Source organism: Clostridium sp. (genome assembly GCF_036642255.1).
In the GTDB taxonomy this organism is placed as follows: Bacteria; Bacillota; Clostridia; order Clostridiales; family Clostridiaceae; genus Clostridium_J.
Genome location: NZ_JAVWDJ010000003.1, coordinates 189221 through 212204 on the forward strand (window position 1 = coordinate 189221; position 22984 = coordinate 212204).

At 28.7% G+C, this 22984-nt stretch carries 24 protein-coding genes and 2 riboswitches; of the genes, 3 read left to right on the forward strand and 21 right to left on the reverse strand.

The annotated features are described in order from the left end of the window. Window positions 1-366: 366 nt before the first annotated feature. The 8 genes from RR409_RS02715 to RR409_RS02750 form a co-directional block, all read right to left on the reverse strand. Window positions 367-936, reverse strand: coding sequence for a flavin reductase (locus tag RR409_RS02715; RefSeq protein ID WP_332556181.1), 570 nt, complete (start codon window positions 934-936; stop codon window positions 367-369). A 265-nt stretch (window positions 937-1201) separates the two neighbouring features. Continuing rightward, a complete protein-coding gene (locus RR409_RS02720) occupies window positions 1202-3151 on the reverse strand; it encodes an EAL domain-containing protein (RefSeq protein ID WP_332556182.1) in 1950 nt (649 codons plus the stop codon). A 203-nt stretch (window positions 3152-3354) separates the two neighbouring features. Next, window positions 3355-3441: riboswitch (cyclic di-GMP riboswitch) on the reverse strand. 553 nt (window positions 3442-3994) lie between these two features. Further along, window positions 3995-4633 (reverse strand): thiamine phosphate synthase, encoded by a 639-nt coding sequence (thiE, locus tag RR409_RS02725; protein ID WP_332556183.1) that lies wholly within the window; start codon window positions 4631-4633, stop codon window positions 3995-3997. Continuing rightward, window positions 4626-5438 (reverse strand): hydroxyethylthiazole kinase, encoded by an 813-nt coding sequence (thiM, locus tag RR409_RS02730; protein ID WP_332556184.1) that lies wholly within the window; start codon window positions 5436-5438, stop codon window positions 4626-4628. The genes thiE and thiM overlap by 8 nt, the downstream gene beginning before the upstream one ends. A gap of 150 nt (window positions 5439-5588) precedes the next feature. Further along, window positions 5589-6395 carry a bifunctional hydroxymethylpyrimidine kinase/phosphomethylpyrimidine kinase gene (gene thiD, locus RR409_RS02735; protein ID WP_332556185.1) on the reverse strand — a complete coding sequence of 269 codons (807 nt, stop codon included), beginning with the start codon at window positions 6393-6395 and terminating at the stop codon, window positions 5589-5591. Between the two features lie 359 nt (window positions 6396-6754). Beyond that, window positions 6755-6865: riboswitch (TPP riboswitch) on the reverse strand. An 87-nt stretch (window positions 6866-6952) separates the two neighbouring features. Next, window positions 6953-7165, reverse strand: a complete 213-nt coding sequence (locus RR409_RS02740; protein ID WP_332556186.1) for a hypothetical protein — start codon at window positions 7163-7165, stop codon at window positions 6953-6955. Then, the gene (locus RR409_RS02745) at window positions 7158-7772 is read right to left on the reverse strand and encodes a HAMP domain-containing protein (RefSeq protein WP_332556207.1); all 615 of its coding nucleotides are present in this window, start codon (window positions 7770-7772) and stop codon (window positions 7158-7160) included. Before RR409_RS02745 ends, RR409_RS02740 begins: the two co-directional genes overlap by 8 nt. Next, complete coding sequence (locus tag RR409_RS02750) at window positions 7718-8287, reverse strand: hypothetical protein (RefSeq protein WP_332556187.1); 570 nt, start codon at window positions 8285-8287, stop codon at window positions 7718-7720. The genes RR409_RS02745 and RR409_RS02750 overlap by 55 nt, the downstream gene beginning before the upstream one ends. A gap of 277 nt (window positions 8288-8564) precedes the next feature. Here RR409_RS02750 and RR409_RS02755 point away from each other — a divergent pair, with 277 nt between their 5' ends. After that, window positions 8565-8927, forward strand: coding sequence for a hypothetical protein (locus RR409_RS02755; protein ID WP_332556188.1), 363 nt, complete (start codon window positions 8565-8567; stop codon window positions 8925-8927). Further along, window positions 8911-9030 (forward strand): 4-fold beta flower protein, encoded by a 120-nt coding sequence (locus RR409_RS02760; RefSeq protein ID WP_332556189.1) that lies wholly within the window; start codon window positions 8911-8913, stop codon window positions 9028-9030. Before RR409_RS02755 ends, RR409_RS02760 begins: the two co-directional genes overlap by 17 nt. Window positions 9031-9172: 142 nt before the next feature. Here the strand turns inward: RR409_RS02760 and RR409_RS02765 are convergent, their stop codons facing one another. From RR409_RS02765 to RR409_RS02795, 7 genes are all read right to left on the reverse strand, one after another. Further along, window positions 9173-10903, reverse strand: a complete 1731-nt coding sequence (locus RR409_RS02765) for a diguanylate cyclase (RefSeq protein WP_332556190.1) — start codon at window positions 10901-10903, stop codon at window positions 9173-9175. A 75-nt stretch (window positions 10904-10978) separates the two neighbouring features. Further along, the gene (locus RR409_RS02770; RefSeq protein ID WP_332556191.1) at window positions 10979-11113 is read right to left on the reverse strand and encodes a cyclic lactone autoinducer peptide; all 135 of its coding nucleotides are present in this window, start codon (window positions 11111-11113) and stop codon (window positions 10979-10981) included. A gap of 10 nt (window positions 11114-11123) precedes the next feature. Then, window positions 11124-11771 (reverse strand): accessory gene regulator B family protein, encoded by a 648-nt coding sequence (locus RR409_RS02775; RefSeq protein WP_332556192.1) that lies wholly within the window; start codon window positions 11769-11771, stop codon window positions 11124-11126. Further along, window positions 11755-12240: a hypothetical protein gene (locus RR409_RS02780; RefSeq protein WP_332556193.1), complete on the reverse strand. Its 486-nt coding sequence runs from the start codon at window positions 12238-12240 to the stop codon at window positions 11755-11757. The genes RR409_RS02775 and RR409_RS02780 overlap by 17 nt, the downstream gene beginning before the upstream one ends. Before the next feature lie 94 nt (window positions 12241-12334). Further along, complete coding sequence (locus RR409_RS02785) at window positions 12335-12874, reverse strand: DUF5317 family protein (RefSeq protein WP_332556194.1); 540 nt, start codon at window positions 12872-12874, stop codon at window positions 12335-12337. 478 nt (window positions 12875-13352) lie between these two features. Beyond that, window positions 13353-14744 carry a Na+/H+ antiporter NhaC family protein gene (locus RR409_RS02790; protein ID WP_332556195.1) on the reverse strand — a complete coding sequence of 464 codons (1392 nt, stop codon included), beginning with the start codon at window positions 14742-14744 and terminating at the stop codon, window positions 13353-13355. A gap of 287 nt (window positions 14745-15031) precedes the next feature. Then, complete coding sequence (locus tag RR409_RS02795; protein ID WP_332556196.1) at window positions 15032-15481, reverse strand: phosphatidylinositol kinase; 450 nt, start codon at window positions 15479-15481, stop codon at window positions 15032-15034. A 585-nt stretch (window positions 15482-16066) separates the two neighbouring features. Between RR409_RS02795 and RR409_RS02800 the strand changes: the two genes are divergently transcribed. After that, the gene (locus RR409_RS02800; RefSeq protein WP_332556197.1) at window positions 16067-16357 is read left to right on the forward strand and encodes a DUF2325 domain-containing protein; all 291 of its coding nucleotides are present in this window, start codon (window positions 16067-16069) and stop codon (window positions 16355-16357) included. A gap of 436 nt (window positions 16358-16793) precedes the next feature. Here the strand turns inward: RR409_RS02800 and RR409_RS02805 are convergent, their stop codons facing one another. The 6 genes from RR409_RS02805 to RR409_RS02830 form a co-directional block, all read right to left on the reverse strand. After that, window positions 16794-17210 (reverse strand): helix-turn-helix domain-containing protein, encoded by a 417-nt coding sequence (locus tag RR409_RS02805; protein WP_332556198.1) that lies wholly within the window; start codon window positions 17208-17210, stop codon window positions 16794-16796. A gap of 245 nt (window positions 17211-17455) precedes the next feature. Further along, a complete protein-coding gene (locus RR409_RS02810) occupies window positions 17456-18763 on the reverse strand; it encodes a cytochrome c biogenesis protein/redoxin (protein ID WP_332556199.1) in 1308 nt (435 codons plus the stop codon). Between the two features lie 484 nt (window positions 18764-19247). After that, window positions 19248-19700, reverse strand: a complete 453-nt coding sequence (locus RR409_RS02815; protein ID WP_332556200.1) for a DUF2383 domain-containing protein — start codon at window positions 19698-19700, stop codon at window positions 19248-19250. A 229-nt stretch (window positions 19701-19929) separates the two neighbouring features. Next, complete coding sequence (locus RR409_RS02820) at window positions 19930-20799, reverse strand: polysaccharide deacetylase family protein (RefSeq protein WP_332556201.1); 870 nt, start codon at window positions 20797-20799, stop codon at window positions 19930-19932. Window positions 20800-21105: 306 nt separating this feature from the next. Further along, entirely contained in the window at window positions 21106-21771 is a 666-nt protein-coding gene (locus RR409_RS02825) for an HD domain-containing protein (RefSeq protein WP_332556202.1), read from the reverse strand. A 463-nt stretch (window positions 21772-22234) separates the two neighbouring features. Further along, complete coding sequence (locus tag RR409_RS02830; protein ID WP_332556203.1) at window positions 22235-22783, reverse strand: hypothetical protein; 549 nt, start codon at window positions 22781-22783, stop codon at window positions 22235-22237. Window positions 22784-22984: the final 201 nt, after the last annotated feature.

Genomic DNA, 22984 nt, shown 5'->3' on the forward strand with positions numbered 1-22984 from the left:
TACCTTTTAAGGTTTAACTTAACTTATTTTAGAGAGACCTTTTACATATGAACTATTTCATATGTAATATTAACCACTTAATAAAATTAATCTAAGTTTTATACCTTACAAATGCATAACTATATGTGAAATCAAAATATTATATAAAAAAGGTTATGGAGAAGAAGTATAACTTCCTTTACCATAACCTTTTTCAAATTTATAATGCCTTTATTTATTTAAGTACTTAACCTATAGGTGTAAAGTAACTTTTGATATACATCTATAAATTTTCATAGCATGATATCAATATTTTTCTATAACAATCAATTAGAAGTAAAGCTACCTACGCAATAAAAATCCTTGTATCAATTTTATTGGAATTTGTTACAGAAATGATTTAGAATTATGAGCTCGATTTTTTTCTGCATATCTGTACACGCGCTGTGAGTCATCACCTACATAAAGCACTGGATCAAGTAAAGGATAATCTAAATATCCATCTTCTTTTAAAAGTTCTGGAGACACACATCTTCCTTTAATTTGAGCCAGGATGTTGGTTATTCCTCTAAATTGTTCCCTTTCAATCACATCTGTTAAAGTGCACTCAATTGAAATACCACACTCTTTAATCATTGGCGCATTAATGATATCAGATTTAACTGGTGTTAAGTTAAGGAAATCAAATTTTTTGCAGGAATGTCCTGATGAAAACCCACAGAAATCAATTTCTTTCATTAAGCTTCTATCTGGAATATTTATAACAAAGTCTTTTACTTTTTTAATTTGATTTATTGCATATCCCTTACTACCAAAACCCAAAGTAATCATATCCATTAGTGTATAGGAAGATGATAAAGTTGTTACATTAGGAACCCCATTTTCACCATAAAAACTTACTAAAAAAACAGGAAACCCATAATATAACTTTCTATAATTCACTCTTTGCTTATCCATTAAAATTCCTCCTTAAAATTAATTTCAAGATAAAAAACATAAACTTTAGGAATCAAAAAGCAATTAGCTTATAGCCTAGTTTTAAACTTCCTAATATATTAGATTATAGTCTTATAACTTTTATTTACCGTGACTTATATCACAATTAAGGTATTTTAAGGATTTAATAATTTATATATATCCAAACTTCATCTTATTAAAACTTTAGTGTGGCTGATATTCTCTTTAGTTTTATGCATTTTAATTATAAGATAACAACTTATTTCTATATAAATATATTAAACAAGTTCTCGATTTCCTCACTTGCAACTGGCTTACTATAATAATATCCCTGCATGTAATCGCACTGTTGTTCTTTCAAAAAGTTTACATGCTCTATAGTCTCAACACCTTCAGCAGTTACCTTAAGATCCAATGTATGAGCCATTTTGATGATTGTAGCTGCTATTTCCTTATTCTCTGGAAAACTTGTCATATTTCTAATAAAAGATTGATCTAATTTTAATTTATCCAGATTCAATTGATTTAGATAGCTTAATGAAGAATACCCAGTACCAAAATCATCCATAGCAATATGAATTCCTATGCTTTTTAATTTTATTAATATATTATTTACTATTTTAATATCTTTAATTGTTACACTCTCAGTAATTTCAAGTTCTAAATACTGTGGTTCTAATCCTGTGTCATTTAGAACATCTACTACAGTTTTATAAAAATCATTATAATATAATTGTCTTACAGATACATTAACTGCTATTTTTATCCTTGGAAATCCATTATCTTGCCATGCTTTATTTTGTCTACATGCTTCCTTTAATATCCATTCTCCTATTGGGACTATAAGACCAGTTTCCTCTGCAATAGGAATAAACGTACTTGGAGGTATTTGTCCAAACTCTAAATGATTCCACCTTGCTAAGGCTTCAACTCCTACTATCTTCCCTGAAACAGAATCTAAATTTGGTTGAAAATGAAGAAATAATTCATTTTTTTCAATTGCAGTTCTCAAGTAATTTGCCAAATAAAAATTATCTTGTAATGTATTCTTCATATGGTGCTGATAAAATTGATAAGTATCTCTGCCTAGTTCTTTAGATCTATTCATGGCTATATCTACATTTCTTATAAGAGTTTCTACATCCATACCATCCTGTGGATAAACACTTATTCCCACGCTAGCTGTAGTGAATAATTCATAATCCTCAATTAATATAGGCATCCTTAAAGAACTTATAATATTCTCTGCTATACTTCTAATCTGTTCTATGTTATGAATGTCCCATAGAAAAATTAAAAATTCATCTGGACCTATTCTAGCTATTAGCCCCCGATTATTCACAATAGCCCTTAAAATTTCAGCTACTTTTTTTAATAGCATATTACCAGTTGCATGTCCTAAAATATCATTAATACTTTTAAATCTATCAAGATTTATCACTAGTAACCCCAGCATGGGATTTTTCTCAATTGAATATTGAACTTTCTTATTAAATTCTTCAATTATCATTCTCCTATTAGGTAGTCTTGTTAGATCATCATAATACACCATATATTTCAATTGCTCTTTAGTCTCATTTTGTAATTCCTCTGAATTATAAAATTGTTTTGCCTTATCATTAATATAAATCAAAATCATACCTAAAGCTAAAATATATTGAAATACTGAATTAATAAAATATCCCCAAGATGCAAAGCTAGAATTTTTATAAAAGAACAAATAATCAAATTTATGTATTCCCAATAATATAAAGGTTACTGACACCATTTTTATCAAAAAGTTTTTGTTATTTTTGAACTTGTAAATATTTAATCCAATATAAATATTAATTACCCCTAAAACAAATTGTGTACTATAAATTGCAATTTTATTAGGAACATAATTTATAACTAATAAAACTACTATAGTTACACTGAAGAAAATTCTCCATAGATTTGATTTTTCAATTGGTTTATGAATGAATTCGTGAGCTGCAATAAGAAAAAAAATACTACTTAAAATAGAAAAAACTTGTCTACCGTCTATTACAACTTGAATATTTAACCCTTTAAACAAAATAAAAACTAAAATTTGACTTATTAGATATGCGGACCATCCTAAAATCCATGGCTTTATAAAGCTTTGTTTATGAATTTTATATAAATATGTGTATAAGATGACTATAGATAATGTACTATAAATAGCTAAAGCAAGTGAACTTTCTAATAACGGCATTATTACACTCCTTTTAAAATAAAGTTGACTGTAAATCCTTGTTAATATCCTCAACTAAAGGATAAATACATTATTTCTTCCTATTTTTCTTCTGCAATAACTTTACTAGTTATTATTATTAAATAAAAAATGTCAAAGCACCTAGGTATCCCTGTTGCCTTGACATTTGTTAATGTAAAAATTTAATTTTGCACAAAAATGGCTTTAGCAACCTGGCAATCATAGAACCTTCGTTCCTTAGACCCATGGCTTTGCGTCCTTATCTTTCAATAAGTTTGCCTTTATTTACATATTAATTAATTAATCTATTAACCTAAAATAAACGAGTATTACTGATAATTTTCTAATATAATAACCACCGTTAAGTGTGCATTTTCCATAATTAAGCTGCTAACTTTATATCTTCTCATTTCAAAAAATAAACCATTATCTGAAATATATACTAAAATGCGTTAATTCATTAAAAACTACAATATTTTGAAATTTTCAATCAAATCACTTCATTCATCGTTGACTAAAAATATTATTTCAAATCTCAGAAACCACATTACGACTATTTATTACAAATACTAACATATTATATCATTATTTTACATAACTGTAAATACAGTTATGTAAATTCCAAAAATTCCATTTAAATTTTAATTTAAATGGAAAAGAGAGGAAAGATTATTCTCTTTCCTCTCTTTTAAACTTAGTCATTCAATTACTTTTACTCACAAATATTTTCAATTATTTTGCACTCTAAAAAATATTTCTTAATGAAAATTCTTCGTCATACATTTTATTCCTTGCTAAAAACAAAATATTATTACTTTAAAACGTGTTTGACATTGCTAATCATTATAATTTATTACAGATATCTTTTACTATTTTAATCAATCTTTGAGATGACCCTTTTATATCCTCTTTGCCAAACACCGCAGAAATAACAGCAATTCCGTCAGCTTTAAACTCCATTACTTCTTCACAATTAGCTTCACTAATTCCCCCAATTGCAACTACTGGAACTTTAACTATTGCTTTTATATTTTTAAGCTTCTCTAACCCAACTAAAGTAGCATCATCTTTTGATCCTGTAGGATAAATTGCTCCTACTCCTAAGTAATCTGCTCCATTATTTTCCGCAAGTAGTGCCTCTTTCTCAGTTCTAACAGAAACCCCTATAATCTTATGTTCCCCAAGAATTTTTCTAGCAATTTCTAGCGGCATGTCATCTTGTCCAATATGAAGACCATCAGCATCACAACTTAAGGCAATATCTATCCTATCATTAATAATTAAAGGAACATTGTATTTAGTGGCTAATTCTTTAACATTAACTGCAATATTATGAAACTCTAAGGTTGAAATATTTTTTTCTCTAAGCTGAACAACAGTTGCCCCGCCTAAAATTGCTTCCTCTATACTCTTAAAAAAATCTCTTTTTCCTAAAATTCCTCTATCTGTAACTACATATAATGCTACATCTATATTATTCATAAATAACTTTCCCTCTTTTCTCAAAATCATCAGCGCATAGGTTATATATATTATCAAAAAGTCTCATTCTGAAAGTTCCTATTCCTTCACTATTAGATAAAGATTCATAAGCCTTCTCTCCTGCAATTCCCATAGAAATAATTCCAGAGGTAGCTGCTAATAAGTAATCTTTAGTTGCTCCAGCGTAAACACCAATAAGTGCCGTACTCATACATCCTGTTCCAGTAACCATAGAAAGAATTTTATGACCGTTATCTATAAAGCAATGTCTATCTCCATCTGTTATAACATCTCTAGCGCCGGTTATAGCAACTACTGTATTTAATTTTCTTGCAAGATTTTTGGCAATATCTAAAGCTCCTTCATCACTAGCGGTAGAATCTACCCCTTTTATCTCTACATCTATTCCAGCTGTGATTTTTATTTCAGACATGTTACCTCTTATTACTGCGAATTTTATATTTTGTAATAACTTTTTAATAGTTTCAGTTCTTAAAGTTGTAGCTCCAACTCCCACCGGGTCCAATATAACTGGTATATTTAGCGCATTTGCTTTGATTCCAGCTTTAATCATTGACTCAATTGTTCTTTCATTAAGGGTTCCAACATTTATTACTAAAGCTGATGCAAAAGACACCATTTCCTCCACTTCGTTAATATCATCAGCCATAACTGGAGATCCACCTAATGCCAACACTATGTTTGCACAGTCATTTACAGTTACATAGTTTGTTATATGATGCACTAGAGGGCTTTTTTCTTTAACAGCCTCTAAATTATTAATAATGTTTTTTATAATATCCATTTTTATCTCTCCTTTTTATAATTTAGAAATCCTTTTTACCTAATCACAAGGTTATTTTCATTAAAGTCATAGCAAGTTGCTTAGGTCTAACAACACAAGACTCAGATTTTGACTTATACATCAATGAATTAATAGCTTTATATTATAAGACTACTCTTCTAACATCCCTGCATTTTTATATAATGTATAAAAATGATTAGTTGGCCCAACCCCTTTGCCAAGATCAATTGAATGTTCTATAGCTGTAGTTATATAGCCCTTTGAAGCTTCTAATGCAGTTTTTATATCCAATCCTATTCCTAAGTTTGCAGCTATTGAAGAAGATAGTGTGCAGCCTGTTCCATGAGTATTTTTAGTATCAATTCTCTTACTTTCATAGAAAGTAAACTCAGTGCCATCAAACAAGATATCTACTGCTCGATCAGGCAAGTGTCCACCTTTAATCAGTACATTTTTAACTCCCATTTTATGAATCTTTACTGCAGCCACTTTCATCTCTTCAATAGTTTCTATTGTCATTTTTGTAATTGCTTCTGCTTCTGGAAGGTTGGGAGTTATTAAATCTGCCAGTGGAATTAACTCCTCGATTAAAGTAACTTTTGCTTCTGGCTGTAATAAATCATAACCACTTTTAGAAATCATCACTGGATCCACTACCACATTAGTTGGCTTGTATTGTTTTATTTTGTTTGCAATAGCCTTAATAGTTGCTATTTGGGATACCATACCAATTTTAACTCCATGAACCTTTATATCTTGAAAAATTGCATCTATTTGTGCTTCAATTATTTCTGGATTAATATCCTGCACAGCAAATACCCCTTGAGTATTTTGAGCTGTCACCGCCGTAATTACACTCATTCCATAAACGCCATGTGCTGAAAAAGCCTTTAAATCTGCTTGTATTCCAGCTCCACCACATGAATCTGATCCCGCTATTGTTAATAAATTTCTCATTATAATCCTCCTCCATTATTCTAATACCGCAGTATCATTATTTTTAGTAACAAAGTTTTTTGAATTAAATACTTTTCCACTTTATTTCTACAGAACAGATTGGTTATCATTTCAGCTACAGATACCATAAGAAAATTTAAGCTTCTAAATCATTTCTATGGATTTTTCTCTTGTACAACAGCTTTTAAATTGTACTTTGATAACTTAATCAGCTTTACACTGATTTCTCTCATAAAAAAGCTTACTGAAGAATAATTTGAAAATGATATCTTTATTTCAATAAATAAAAAGCACAAACCAATAGGTTTGTGCTTAAATTACATTATTATAATTCATTAGCATTGATATATAACTTATATAACTCTGCCAAGCAACTTCCCTACGCTAGTATTATCTAGATCAGGTTTAAGGGTCAAAGAGTTATGGTTCTTTATCTCAGCCAGCCCATTCTGGCACCCCTAGTCATATTTCGTTTTATAGGTACATTATATCATAAACTTTATGATGTATACATACCTAAACTAATAAAGTAAAATATTGATTTTTAAATTATTAATTTATTTTAACTTAAATTCATTAACTTTAGTGTTTAATTCTTCAGCTATTCCATTTAATTGTGATGCATATTGCGATACTTCTTGAGCACTTGCTAGCATTTCTTCAGAAGATGCTGAAATTTCCTCTGATGATGCTGACATTTCTTGTGCCACCCCTGAAACTGAAGAAATTTTTTCAACTACCAGATTCTTAGAATTAATTGTATTATCCATAGAAACATATGCATTGTTTATTACTAATAGCTTCTTTTAAGTTTAACACCATGTCTTTAAAGCTTAATGCAAGATCTCCTACTTCATCCTTACCTGAACATTGGATATCATTGTAAAGTTCCCCTCTAGCCGCATCCTGAGAAGAAGTAACTAGTTTTTTAAGCGGATTTATAACACTATTTGAAATCAAAGTAAGAATCAGTGAAATCAAAACAAAAGCTAAGATACTAATTCCGGAAATAATAAATACTACATTTCTTATAGCCAGTTCAATGTTTTTCAAGGAAACTCCTATATCTATGGCTCCAATAACTTCATTGCCCTTTTTTACTGGTACAAGGACATCGTAAACATTTACATTTTCCTTTTCATAAAAGTAAGTTGATGCATACGGTTGTCCTTCAAGCACCACTTTTTGGCTTCCTTCATCATCTAAGGTAATTCCTATTCTTTCTGTATCTGAATGAGGTGCTGCCTTTAAATCCTTATCAATAAAAAGTGAGTAAACTACATTTTCATCTTTTTCTATATTAGTTACTAGGTTTTGGTATCCTACAGCATTATTAAACTCTTGAATTTTTTTGCTAAAATTGCAACTTGAATAAATCCACCATCATTACTTTTTACATAACCATACTTGTAGTAATCATTAGTTTCATTGCTCTTTCTAATGTTTTCCATAAGCTGATCTTTTTCACCTTTTAAAACAGTATAACCTGGATGGTCACTGTTGAAAACTTGTCCCATACTACTTTGTAAGTTTGAATAGATAATCTTACCGCTAGCATCAGTAACATTTATTTCATCTACCTCAAACTGTTTTGCTATATTAGTTAAATACTCATTACTTATGTTTGACTTGTTAGCATTTAAGAAAGTTCCTATGTTTCTTATATCATTCTCCAAAGTGCTATTTATAATTTCCATAGCAGTACTACTCATCTCTATCTGAGATGTTGCTTGATTTGCAATCATCATTCCATCTTGTTCTAGTTGCTCAGTAATTCTTGTCTTTGTATTGGATATTACTGCAAGTGTAATAGCTAACATAGCTATGAAGGTACTTATTATTGGTATAATAAGTATTTTAAATCTTATTGATTTGTTTTGTAACAAGTTCATCTTTAATTTCCACCTTAAATTTATTATAAAATTGCATAATATGTTCTCATAATACATTCGATGCATTTTGACATAATTAGACTATTTAATCCATAATTTTTATTATAGAATGGCTTGTAAATATTTTTTCATCTAATAATAAATTTAATTAAATAAATAGAAACATTTTCCAATGTAATTCATACTAATATTGAAATATTTATCAGCATTTTTAAAAGTTTACATTTTTTAAACCTAAACATATTAAATAGAAACACACGATTTCAAGAGGTGCTTAATGGACTTATTAATATTAGAAAAACGTAGATTACTTAGATATAATATTTTGTTTCAATTATATAGTGACTTTTATATATATGGCTACGAAGTGTGCATTAGTATTGACTATGAAATACCTAATGATTGCAGAATTGAAATAATTGCAGCTCTTTATTATTTATACTATAGAAAATGGATTTTCTTTAACATTGAAAAGGATAAAACAGTTTCTGCTTATATATTAGGTCTTGGAATGGATGAGGTGGAAGACTATCTTACCCAAGCCGGTGAACTTGTTGTTTCTAATATTTTTGATAACTTATTGATTCCAGTGATACAAAATCAAGAAAGTGGAGGTGCAGTTAATGGATCTAGTAGTTGATCCTTTATATGATAAAAATGCTAACTTTGTTGGATGGCTTGTAGACTTTAGTTTTGTATTCGATAAAAACTTAAGGTGGGTAGCCTATATCTTTAATGATTAGATTTATTCTTACTCGTACCATAAAAAAAGTAGCTTAACTGCATATTTTCATATTAACTGTGGAGTAAATTCAAATATATTTCAGCAAAAATATAGAGCTTTATTTAGTTCTATAAAAAATAAAACCAAATAAAGCTCACTATTTAAGCGCTAAGTGTAGGTTGTTTACCTAACACGTCTTTACCTTCTATTATAACTTCTGCAAAAGACTCTGCAATAAGTGGGTCAAATTGAGTACCACTACATCTTCTTAGTTCCTCTATACCTTCCGCATAGCTTTTTCTTTTATTATAAGGTCTATGGGAGGTCATAGCATCAAAACTATCCACTACGGTTAATACCCTAGCTAGATATGGTATTTCTTCCCCTTTAAGACCATCTGGATATCCCTTACCATCATATCTCTCATGATGATGCATTATCAATGGTGCAATATAATGAAGGGATTCTACTGGTTTTATTATTTCAACTCCGTTTGATGAATGCTGTTTTAATTCCTGCCACTCTTCGTCATTTAGAGGCATTCTTTTGTTTAGAATTTGCTCAGCGATATTTATTTTACCAATGTCGTGCATATAAGCTCCATAAATAAGGGTTTTCTTATCATCATCACTCAGCCCTAACTTATCTGCAAGTAATCTCGAATAAACTACCACTCTCTCAACGTGACCATATGTATATTTATCCTTTGCATTTATAACACTAATTAAGGTTTTTATTGATGTTACTAAATCTATATGTTTTTCCTCTATATCGTCTTTTAACTCATCTAAAATAGAGGTGTAGGTCTCCACCCTATTCTTATTAAAAAACTTTGCTCTATATAGTGCATCATCAGCACTTTTTATAAAATCAACATCATTTTTAGCTTTATCAGGATAAACAGATATTCCTATTGAAACTGTTAACCTTCCATTAGGTTGATTTTCCTCACCTTGAAAATAAGTTTTTTCTATCTGCTTCCTTATATTCTCAGCTATGCTAATTGCTTCATTTTCAGAAGTATTAGGTAGAATTATTGCAAACTCTTCTCCACCATACCTTGTGACTATATCTTGCTTCCTAGCAATTTCTTTCAATAAGGCTCCGATATTTCTAAGAACTTCATCACCCTTTTGATGTCCATATAAGTCATTATAATGTTTAAAGTAATCTATATCCATAATTATCATCGAAATAGGTTTCTTCTCTTTTTCAGATAATATCATTTTCTCTCTTAATTTGTCATGAAAATATCTATGATTATACAATCCTGTTAGCCCGTCTTCGTTTGCCTGGCATTTAAGTTGTTCGATATGGCTTCCTTCAATTTTTACGTAAAACCCTAGTGGCCACGCTGTAAGTATAAAAATTCCTGTCAAAATCAGATCATTCTCAAAATATTGGTTCACTTGTCTATCATATGTGCTTATTAAATTATTAGGTGCGCCAATTAAATCTATTGCTAAAATAATAATTGAAGAAATGCAAGCAGTTGTCATTCCTTGTTTCATACCAGATTGTATTGTTGTAGTTATTATAATAAATAAAAATAAGAATTTATAACTACTAGCGTATCCACCAGTAAGGAGAATTGCAAGGAAAAATATAAAAATAAACAAACAAGTTTCCACCAACTGCATTCTTTTTATGTACTTTAAATTACACTTATTAATCGTAGAAAGTGTCCAAACACCATATATACCTACAATTAAAAACATTACTACAACAGCAGATATCAAAGTGAAATAGGTACTAGTTAAGTCAATCCTTGTATTACTATCCCCAAAAAGATATTTTAATAATGCTATTCCAGAGAATAAAAGAGAAGATAATTTTACTATAGATAATATTTCATTTATTTTTTTTCGTTTAATATCCTCAAAGCTTGTCATATTTCTCATCCCTCATTACCTTTGTTGAAATTATCCTTTTTATAGTAATAGGAAGTCGGATAAACCGACTTCATATTATTTTTCTCTTAAGCATTTAGGTTCCTCTGGTTGATATAAGAACCAAGTGCAAGCAGATGTTGCTACTGTCGTAGCAAGGATAGTTGATATTGTTGCTATTATTGCTAGGAATCCTTTATTTAGTTTTTTCATTTTCTCACCCCTATAACTTTAATATATGAGTAAAAAAGGTATCTATTTTTCTAATCATTAAGTTACCATATGTTGTAATAGTAAAAACTTGCCATAAGATACCTATATATATGCATAGACAATATTTAAGTGCAACCATTTCATGAAAATATGAATAAGTGGCAATGCTTACTATTACTAAAATTAAATAAACACTTAAAATTACAATAGATACTTTTCTCATTCTTTTTCTTTTTTCTTCGCTCTTTATAGGTTTTTCAAGACTACCAACTGGTGCTAATTTATAAATCATATAATAAGACCATAAAAAAGTTATAGTCCCTAAAAATAGTACCAAATTTAAATTAATACTTTGCATGACTAAAATTTTTATTAATATAGCTTGTCCAATGCAAGAAATTGTACCAATAACTAAACACTTCGAAGGAGAACTTGCATGGACTCCACCAGAATATTTTCTTAATATACTTGCTGTAAAGGAGATTATTACTGCTTCAATAACTACATTAAATAAGCTTCCAAATACAATTACAAGCAATATAGATAAAATCATTTGTAATAAAGCAAACAGTCCATAGGCTATTACTTCCTTGCGGTCGCTATCAAAGTTTAGTTCCATGGATATTTTTTCAGCAATGCTATTACATATTCTTTCCATTCGTAACCTGCCTTAATTCCTTTTTATTTACAATTACTATATAATATGAAATTACTGTAATACCAAAAATTAGTATAGATGGTATTCCATATAGTGTTTTTAACGTTGGGTTGCCAAGTATATAATTCATATCCTGTTTGAAAATAAATTGAATAATAATAATATTAATTAATTCACAAACAGATTGGAGGATAACTGTAATAACCCCTACTTTTATAGACTTAATTAAATCAATTTTATTAATACTCGAAGCTATTATGATAAAAGCAAAAAGATTCAATATAGTATGTACTCCATTATGAGTGGGAAGCATTCTTGTTATTGATCCGACTATAGCAAAAACAATACTTGACAATAAATATCTCTTTAGATCAAAAGAAGTTTTCGAAAATGCATAAGCTGCAAAAATAAATATAAATGTTTCTGGTATACCTCTTAAGAAAAATTCTAAAAGTGTTAATTTAGGCATGTTTTTTATCACCTCTTATGATTTTTTCATATGTTATCTATTAAATTGATTTTAGTTATTAGTAATGAAACTAAAACTATATTGAGCTTACTTTTCAGCGAGTTTCATTTAAATGCTTTATAGTATTATAAATAATCACAAAAACAAAAAGCCTTATAAAAATATCACCTATACTTAGAATGCTATATCCCACATCAAATATATCTGTTAGGAACTTCAACTTAGTTGTTTCATTTCCTAGTATATGTATATCTTTAATCTTTGAAAAAGAATCTGGTGTGGCGTATCCCGTATAATATGAGAAACTAGGAAATACAGGCATATTTCCATTGTTTGCAGCTATTGCAATCTTATTCAATGCAGTGCCTATAAATATAAAACCTGAACCAATGATAGCACTAATATAAAGCCGATATTTAAATACTAAAAATAAAACAGAATAAAGATACAATGTTTTATATATACCAGCATATTTTATGAAGCTATAGTCACCCATAAAAACAGAAATTTGCATTATTACATACATTAATTCAAATCCTAACACAGGATATATTTCCCAGGATTTAAATAAAGATTTAAGCTTGTACCCTTTTATTTTAGCAATGATAAATGCTAATATTATAGTTTCTAACATTTATTTTCCCTCTTACTATTATCAGTACTAATTTCATCCCTAGTAATATAGCTTTCAAATCAATCTGAAAATTAGATTGATACCGATTTATTAATGAAAACATTTACGTTGCTACCGAGCAACCTTGTTAACCAAAAGTTTCTTTTTAAAATAATCAAGCAATTAATTGTGTGACCTTATCCAAGTACATAATTAACTTATTGGAAAATTTAACAAATATCATTTTATTTCATCATCAAATAAATTAATAACTTTTTGTGCTAAAAATAACTGCTTTATTTATTCTGACTAAATTAGTTTTTACATATTTCCAATGAAAAATTGGTATAATATAACTTTATCTACTTTATATTATACCAATTTTAAAATTTATTACCATAGCTTACCGTATAAATTTTTACATTATCTATTATTTTCTTACAAAATATATTAGATTCACCTAATAAACCCAATTGATGGAAGGCTTAATTTATTATAACTAGTTTTCTTTTGTAATAACATTTCCTTCTATATTAGTTAAACTTTTATTATTCATTAAGTATGCCGACATAACAGTAACTAATGGAATAACATAGCATAATACAGTGTATATGCCATAACTCATAGCAGAAACTCCGGTGATAGAAGTTATGATAATAGCATTCACATTCCAAGCCATTAGTGGCGCTATACTTGTACCACTATCTGAAATAGTTCTAGCCAATATACTGGTTTTTAAACCTAATGACTTGTATTTATCCTTAAGTAACTTTGATGGCAATAATATTCCCACAGTTTGATCACAAGTAATTACTGTTAAAGCTGAACTTAATATAGCTGTCCTAGTAATTAAGCTTCCTTTAGTTTTTGCTTTATTTATATAATTATTTACCAAAGGTTCAAAGAAGTTTAAACCTTCAAATAAACTTGTTAAAGCTACAGCAAGAATTACAATAAATATTACTTCTAGCATATTCATTGCACCTCCACCTTGTAGTAGATTATTTAGTTCTAATAATGAAGTATCAGCTTTGTATCCAAAAAGTATTGCTTTTATCACATTTACTAAGGCGAGCTTTTGTACAAATAAAGATATCAATGCCCCTCCTACAATACCGAAAACCATATTGTATATTATATTTACTCCCTTAATGGCAAGCACAATGATAATTAGTGGAAAAAGTAGTAATGCCGTATTTATATTATATGTTCCTTTAATTCCTTGTTGTAATTCTTGTATCTGATTTATATCTAATTCATTAGTAAATTGTGATCCCCAATAATAAAATACAATCATGCAAATTATGATTGTTGGAATCACGGTCCTTAAAGAAACCTTCATATACTCTTTGTAACTTATATCATTCAACTTCAGTGTTAGATTAGTTAATGAGGATATAGGAGAAATCTTATCTGCCAAAAACACTCCTGAAGTTATGGCTCCTAGGAGCATAGGCTTTTGAATTCCAAGGCTTATGCCTAAACCAAAAAGAGCCATTCCAATGGTAGAAAAGGTCCCTAAGGCTGTTCCCATAAAGATCGAAGTAATTCCAGCTATAAGAAAACTTGCAAAAAGGAAGTTTATTTCTCCAATATAGTTATAACCATAATATATAATAGTTGGAACTATACCTGAGGCAAGCCAAATAGCTATAGTTCCTCCCATAAGTGCTATTATAAAAAGAACCGCAGAACATGATTTTATTCCCATTAACATAGGTTGTAAGAGTAGCTTAATCCGAAATCCACGTATTTTAAGTAAGCTTAAGGTAATACATATACCTACTAGAAATCCAATGCTAAGTGATAGATTAAAATAAATACATATTATGATTAATATTACGTTAATTATCAGTAGAAAGTTTGTATCTTTTTTTGATACGGTATTCAATATTCCTCTCCCCTTTGTGTAATTTCTTGTAAATTTATTATATCATAGTTATCTTTCTGAAAGTTACAGTTTAATTCCTTCATCTTTCTCCTGTATTTTTCTATATTCTTATGTTGCTTGAAACTATTATTTACTATCTTAAAAACTTTTCTATTAGTAAATATAATATCCTTCTTTATCTATATGACAATTATGACTTCAAATGAGCGTCAAATTATAATTTCATCAAAAATATAAAGAGGTATAGTAGTTTACCTATACCTCTTGTAATAATCTATATATTAATTTTATTCCCCTTGTTGAACATGAACTTTTCCGTTTGGCTCTATATAAATTCCATGTCCTTTCTCAATATCATCTTTGTATTGACCTATGTATTTCCCACCATCAGCCCAAATATATATACCTTCTCCATCCTTAAAATCTTCTTTCCATTGTCCAATATAAACTTCTTCATCTGGCCAAGTATACGTTCCATATCCATGTTTTAAATCATTTTCCCAAGAGCCGATATATTTTTCTCCATTGCTCCAAGTGAATATACCATCACCGTGCATCTTGTCTTCTTTCCATTGCCCTACATATTTACTTCCGTCCTTGTAAAAATAAGTTCCTTCTCCATTGGCTTTTCCATTTAATGTTTCACCAACATACTTACCTCCATGAACGTGTTCTACAGGCTTTACATTTATTTTAACTCCTGTAATTTTGTTACTTCCAAATTTCTTTATCTCCATAATTTTTACCTCATTTCTTTACTTGTATTTATTCTTGAATATCATTTTATATTGTTTGTTTCTCATAATCTAAATGAAGAACATTCATAAATATAATTTTTATAATAATTAATATCCTTAAAAGTTGTTTGTAATCAACTATTGTTTAAATAACATGATAGATAAATCTTAAGACCAAATTCCTGTCTATTAATAATTATCTACAATTTTTATAATAATATCCCTCTGCATACATATCAGAATTAACACTTATAAAAACCTCTCATTGAATATGATTATCAGTTTCATTATATTGTTAATAATTACCGGTGTCAATAACAAATCTGTTTTAGCTTGTTCTATATTTAATTATATAAAAATACATTTACAAGTTGAAAAATCTATGATAATCTATAATTACTCAATTGATATTGATTATCAATTTCACTTTTCTGTTATATATAAGTTATAAATTAATAGAATCAATATCCATTTTAAAATTTAAATTTACAATTTTGACTTCAAAAGAAAATTCAAAATAAAATTAAAAATATAATTACGGTATGATTATAAAAGCCATCTATTTTATGAAAGGAGTGATAAATAATGAGTGTTGTGATTATTGGTGGACATGAAAGAATGGAAAGAATTTATATAAACACCGGTGAAAAACACGGCTGTAAAGTTAAAGTATTCACCAAAATGCCAAGTGATTTGAGTAGAAGAATTGGAAACCCAGACTATATAGTAATGTTTACAGATGTAACGTCTCATAAGTTAGTCCTTTCAACAATGAAAATCTCTAAGAAAAAAAATATACCTAGTTTCAGATTACATAATAGTAGTCTTCAAACACTAGAAAATGCCTTAGCAGAAATATCAGTAATGACAAATTAATTAATATTGTCCTGTGGATATTCCAAAGGGGACTATTGATTTTATATTTCTTCTTCTTATTAAGAATTGCTATAAGACTTCATTTTTAGTACATAATAGTTAACTTCTTATACTCAGAATAATTTAAGATTGTTCTGCTGGTATCGTAATGCTAACTCTGGTACTTCAACAAGTAGGCTTACAACTTGAGCGAGTTGTATTAGTTTTAAGCGTAGATAGAATTGTGATATGTTCAGAACTGTAGTTAATATCGTTGGCTATGCTATTTGTACAGTAATTGTTGGAAAATCTGAAGGGGAATTGAATTTAGATGTTTATATTAATACATGAAATTTAGAAGTAGCAGCGGATAAAACAATAGCTAAATAGATTTATAAATTAGGGCTAAAGATATTTAGAATTTCAAAATATCTTTAGCCCATAAATATTATTAAAGTTACTTCACTACCAAATCATCCACAATCTCGTCACAACTTTTACAATAGTACCTAATTTCTACATCAGTTTCACATTTTTCATGCTTCACATTTCTATTACAACTATCTAAGTGCTTGTTAGACCAAATAATTATAGAATTAAATACATGTCTAAAATCTCTCCCCTTTTCAGTAAGAAGATACTCATATCTTGGGGGATGTTCACTATAAAGTTCTGCTTTAATAAGTTCATTTTCCTCAAGTGTCTTCAATCTTTTAGATAAGATATTTGTGGGTATGGGCGCTAATATTTCTTGTAATTCTTTAAATGTATTTCTTCCATTTGAAATTCTATGTAACACTAACAGTGTCCATTTATCTTCTAAGATATTTAAGGTTTGAGCTAAATTACATTTAAAATCGTAATTTCCCTTCACTTTTAAAGCCCTCCAATAATATAATTTGTTATAAACTAATTCATAGTAAGTACTTGTGAAAATTAAATATTTCCTTTTTGAGAAAGTTACTACCAACTGCTGTTGTTAACACTATAGCAGCGCAGAATATATGGATAAATTTAAATTGAAAATATAATTATACCATTCTCTTAATTAGATAAATCTATTTGTGAATCTCATTAATATTTTATACTTTCTTCTGCTTGAGCTTTTCTAATTAAAACTTAATTTCCCATAGCTTCACTAATCACAGCCCTCATAGTTTCCTTATCCATAGCTCCAGGTATATAATTTATCACATTGCCTTCTTTACCAATTATAAAGGTAGTTGGAAATGCATTTATAAAATATTTGTTTAGAAGTTTTGCATCCTCATCAAAAACTACTGGAAAGGTGTATCCTTCATTTTGTAAAAAATTCTTTATATCCTCAGTTGAACCTTCTCTTCCAACGTTAGGTATTGCAACTCCAAGAATTACAATATCCTCCTCATTTTTGTTGTATTCCTTGTATAATTCTTCAATATGTGGCATTTCCTCACGACACGGTGGACACCAAGTTGCCCAGAAATTTAGGAATACTACTTTACCCTTGTAATCAATTAAAGAATGAGCCTTTCCATATTGATCTACTAGTTTAAAATCTGGAGCTAATAATGCATTTTGCTCCTCTTCACCTATATTTCCACTTTCTATACCATTTTCCTCTATATTACCTTTGCCGGTTGCTTCATTATCTATATTTGGGCTATCTTCTTTGTCCTTACTTGGATTTGATTCTTCTCTAACTCCCGTTTTCTCCTCAACTATTTTTGAAGGTTTAGAAATCATATCATCTATATATCCACGTACTTTATCTGCTCCTCCTAAAACCATAATTATTCCTGAAATTATAAGAATAAGTCCTCCTATTTTTTTAATTTCATTCATATGCTGTTTCACCTTATTCAAATACTTAAACATATTTTTATAAAAAGCAGCAAGAATAATAAAAGGTAATGTAAACCCAAGAGTATAAACCGCTATCATTAAATTGCCTGTTATTATACTATCAGCTCCTGATGCCATTATAAGAACTGAAGCTAACATTGGTCCTACACAGGGAGTCCATCCAAAGCTAAAGGTAATCCCTAAAATGTAAGCAGTAACAGGATTCATATTTTCGGTATTTATACGCATTTTTCTCTCCTGTTGTAACATAGGAATATTTAAACATCCCATATAGAAGAGTCCCATAAGAATTATTATTACACCACCCATTCTTATAATGTCTTCTTTATTAGATATTAAGAATTTACTAAAAGCATTGATAGATGTACCTAAAATAAAAAATGTAGATGAGATTCCCAAAATGAATAAAATTGTATTTCTAAATAATGGGGTTTTCAGAAAGTTTACTTTTCCTTGCTCAAAATCTTTTCCACTACTATTTGAAAGAATGCTTATGTACACTGGTAAAATTGGTACAATGCAGGGGGATAAAAAAGATAATAATCCCTCTACGAAAACTAAAAAAAACTTTGTAATCTCCAATATGCGTCCTCCTTAAACTTTACTGTACCTATATTATATTCTATAAGCTTTACTTTTTAAAGTCACTTTATAAAGTAAAGTGACTTTAATTATTATTTTTTCTCATTATAAATCCAAACAAAACTCACTTTATTATAATTCATTTAATCTTAAAGTTTATAATATGATTCTTCTTTAAAAAATTGTATAAACATAATAATTTAGAGTTATGGATATATCTAAATGTATAGTAAAAAAATCATTACTATTTTCGCATAAATAATAATAAGGCCACTATTAAAAGTGACCTTATTATTTATATATTAAATATAAATTACTTAAATACTACTCACACAATACTTAAAGATTCAACTACCAACAAATTTATTTTCTAGTTGAGTTATCTAACCATAAGTTCGTTTAAGTTCATAAATAAACATAATACTTTCATTTAAGATTAATAATTCATCATCTCTTTGCTTTGTTTTTAATAATGATTTAAAGCTTATTTATACTTTTCCATTATTTTTTCAACACGCCTTAAGTGATTATCATAATCATTTACAACACCCTTAATTTCCTTCATAAGACTTGAGTCTAAATCTTTATTTTCATCAATGAACTTTTCGCCTTGATATATTCCCATTTCCATAGCTTCCTTTGCTCTTTCGCAAACCTCTAAATCAGTCTTTACCACCATTGTCTTAACCTTTTCGAAGAATTCAGCCATAGTACCCATGACTCCAAGAGTATCTACTGCATCTCCACCAAGCTTTTCGATTCTATTAGTAATAGCTTCCTCATGTCTTTTAAATGATTCTATTATATGAGTTAGTTCTTCTTTAAGTTCTTTATCTTGCGCTTTACTAAGATAATCCTTAAAAGTAGCTCCACCCATATGTATTCCTCTTAAAAATTTATTAGTTTTCTTAACATCTGTTTCTATATTTATACTCATATTATCACCTCAGTTTATTTTGAGCATTGAAATTTTTATTATGTACAATATTTGTTTTTTATTGGTATGACTTACTTAGTTACCATAGCATCCAAATTTGCATTTTAACCTATACATCTGTTTTATTAAGCACTCAGCCTAATAATAAAGTTAATGTTAGTCCTATCTTATAAAATAGATTTAAATTTATGCCCTTTTTAGTTAATGTTACAGTCCTAAGTAATTACCTTTATTCCAATCTTTGAACGCCTTCATTATCTATATAAAAACCATCCTTATATATTAATTGCCCTACAGGTACAAACTTATATCCCTGATTTTGAAGTACTGGAATAAGCCTCTCTAAATTCTTGGGTGTATGTCTCCCATTGTTGTGAAATAACACAATAGAACCAGCCTTTGCCTTCTTTATTACCCTATTATATTCTTGTTCAAGTCCTAACTGTTTCCAATCTATACTATCTACATCCCATTGTATTGCCTCATAACCAAGTGATTTTGCTACCTTTACTCCATCTTGATTATAATGGCCACTTGGAAATCTAAATAACTTTGTAGTAACTCCTGTTATATCTTTAATTACTTTTTCTGTATTTTTTATTTCCTTTATCATTTTATCCTTGTTTATATTTTTAAAATCTGCATGAGTATAACTGTGATTTCCTATTTCATGCCCTCTTTTGCAGATCTCTTTCAGCTTTTCTTGATTTTCTTTATCTGGATAAACTAACCATCTTCCCATAACAAAAAATGTTCCTTTGGCATTATATTTATCTAATATATCTAAAATTTCATATAGGTATTCTTCATCAGCCCAATTTAAATCAAATGTAAGCGCTATCTTTTTATCTTCTGTGTTTACTCTATAGATAGGCTCAATAAAAGATTTTCTCAAGGATTTGTTCTCCTCATTAAACACATCCTTTACAATTAGTGAGCTCGTTTCTCTTGAACCCACATTTTTATTTTCTGACACATCTATAATACCAAAACTGACTTCGCTAACACATATAATAAGAGCTAATATCATAAGCCATAGGTGAAAAGATTTATATGCTTTTTCCATATGTTTATTGCTTTTATGCTTTTTTCTTCTCATAGTGGTTTTCTCCTTAACGTGTATTGCATAATATTTTTTCCTTAAAATTTTATAATTCTCTATCAACTATTTATGAAAACAAATCTTCTGTTTAAAGTTACTATTAAGCTAAAATTTAAACGCTAAGATTAGCTTAAAGATAATGTTTATAATTAATTATTCCATATTTATAACCTTCATTAAAACACTTAATTTAGTCAACTTTATAAGCTATAATGCTAAATTTTCTATATTTTTATATCAATTCAGTTTGTTCGTGTAACGAGTAGTTTACTTCTTTCTTCTTAATTACTTAATTACTTAATTTTATAAAATTTTAGCTCCATTCATTGTAAGTTGGAATTCACTATATAGAAAATCAGCTGCTTTTCTACATAAAATCATGCGATTAATAAAGATTTCAAAATACTCCATAATCGAACATATTGTTGGATCTATTATTAAATCTAGTTGTATTGTTCGCTCCTCTCCATCCACATTAACAATAGCCTTTTCTACAGCATAATTTACTCTATCATGAATATCAAAAGTAGCAAAATCATCATTTCTAACTCTTGATCTTCTTACATCTGTTTTGTCTCCAAGGATAAGAGCCGCTGAAATTGGATTAATAGGATTGCCTGTTCCTTCATCATGATTCCCTACAGCAGATACTACTAGGGCTATTTCCTCTGGTTCCATGCCTAATCTGTTTAAAATATTAAAACACAAACATGCCCCTGTTTGAGCGTGTTCATCTCTATTAACCATATTCCCTATGTCATGAATGTAACTTGCAATTTTAGCAAGTTCTACTTCTCTTTCACTATATCCTAAAACCTGCAATATTCTTCCTGCTGTGTCTGATACTTTACCTACATGACCAAAATCATGCTTTGTGAAGCCCATTACTCCTAAATGCTTATCTCCCATCTCAATATAAGTTTTAAACTCCTTATTGTTTCTGATATCTTCATAAGTTAACAAAGCCATAAATTCACTTCCTTATAATGTCTATATTAAAAAATTTCAGTTTCCTATATATGTTATTATCTATCATTTTACTCCTACTTATTCTTTCACTATTCATTAAATAATGAATAGATTGATCTTCTACTACAACTTTAAAAAGCCATTTGATTTTTAGTAGACAATGCATTTCTCTGTGGCCTCTTGTTATATAATAGCAAAACGTGAATTAATCTTCTAAAACGTCATTAAAATTAATACAGTACATAAAAAACTTTAAAATATATTCAGCGTTATGCTAAAAACAATAATTTAATATAATATTCAGAAATACTTAGTTTTAATTAGGTAATAAAAAAGGAGCTTCTCATAATGCATAGATATACATTGTGAGACAGCTCCTTCTTATTTTGAATAAATGTCTACATCTTAGGAAATAAATTCATGTTATATATAATATTGCTTAATATACTATTTACCTTATTATTTATAAAAGTTGCTCACACCTCTTCATAAGTTTCATGATGTTAATAGCTAAAACTATATTAGCTATTAACAGAGCTACTACATAAATCAAATTTATCAACGGAATAAACATGATAATGAATGCTGGAATGATTAATATCTGTAGCCAAATAAATTGCACCCACCTTTTATCAGCTTCATCATATATTTCACCAATTTGTTGTGTTGTAGCCAAATCTTTAATTCCCATAAATATGTTATATAGCAATAACAAATAAACAATCAATGCAGCTATTACTAAGAGTAATGTCACTCCTATAGTTATTCTAGTATTTGTACCTATTCCTACATTAGTCCCCTGGAATAACCCGAATATAGACAAAGCTACCATTGCAACACTATAATTTTTAGCTTTATTAAAGTAAACACTGTAGCTAGCAAGTGAAAGAAGTCCTATAAGGAATAATATATGGCCAATAATGTCTGGTAGAATATCAAAGTTATTTATTCTAAAGTCAATCATATCAAATAAAAATCCCCAAAACAAAATATTAAAGCCTGTTTTTCTCATAAATTCCTCCAAATTATATTGTTATTTCAATATATGAGAAATTCCTTAAAGTGATTCCCTTGTATGTATATTACTACTATAGTTTCTAATTACTTTAGATTCTCTGCAATTCACAAACTAAAAAACACTAAGCATTTGCTTAGTGTTTTTTTTATGTACTATAGTACCTGGCGACCACCTACCCTCCCACAAGGCTTCCCT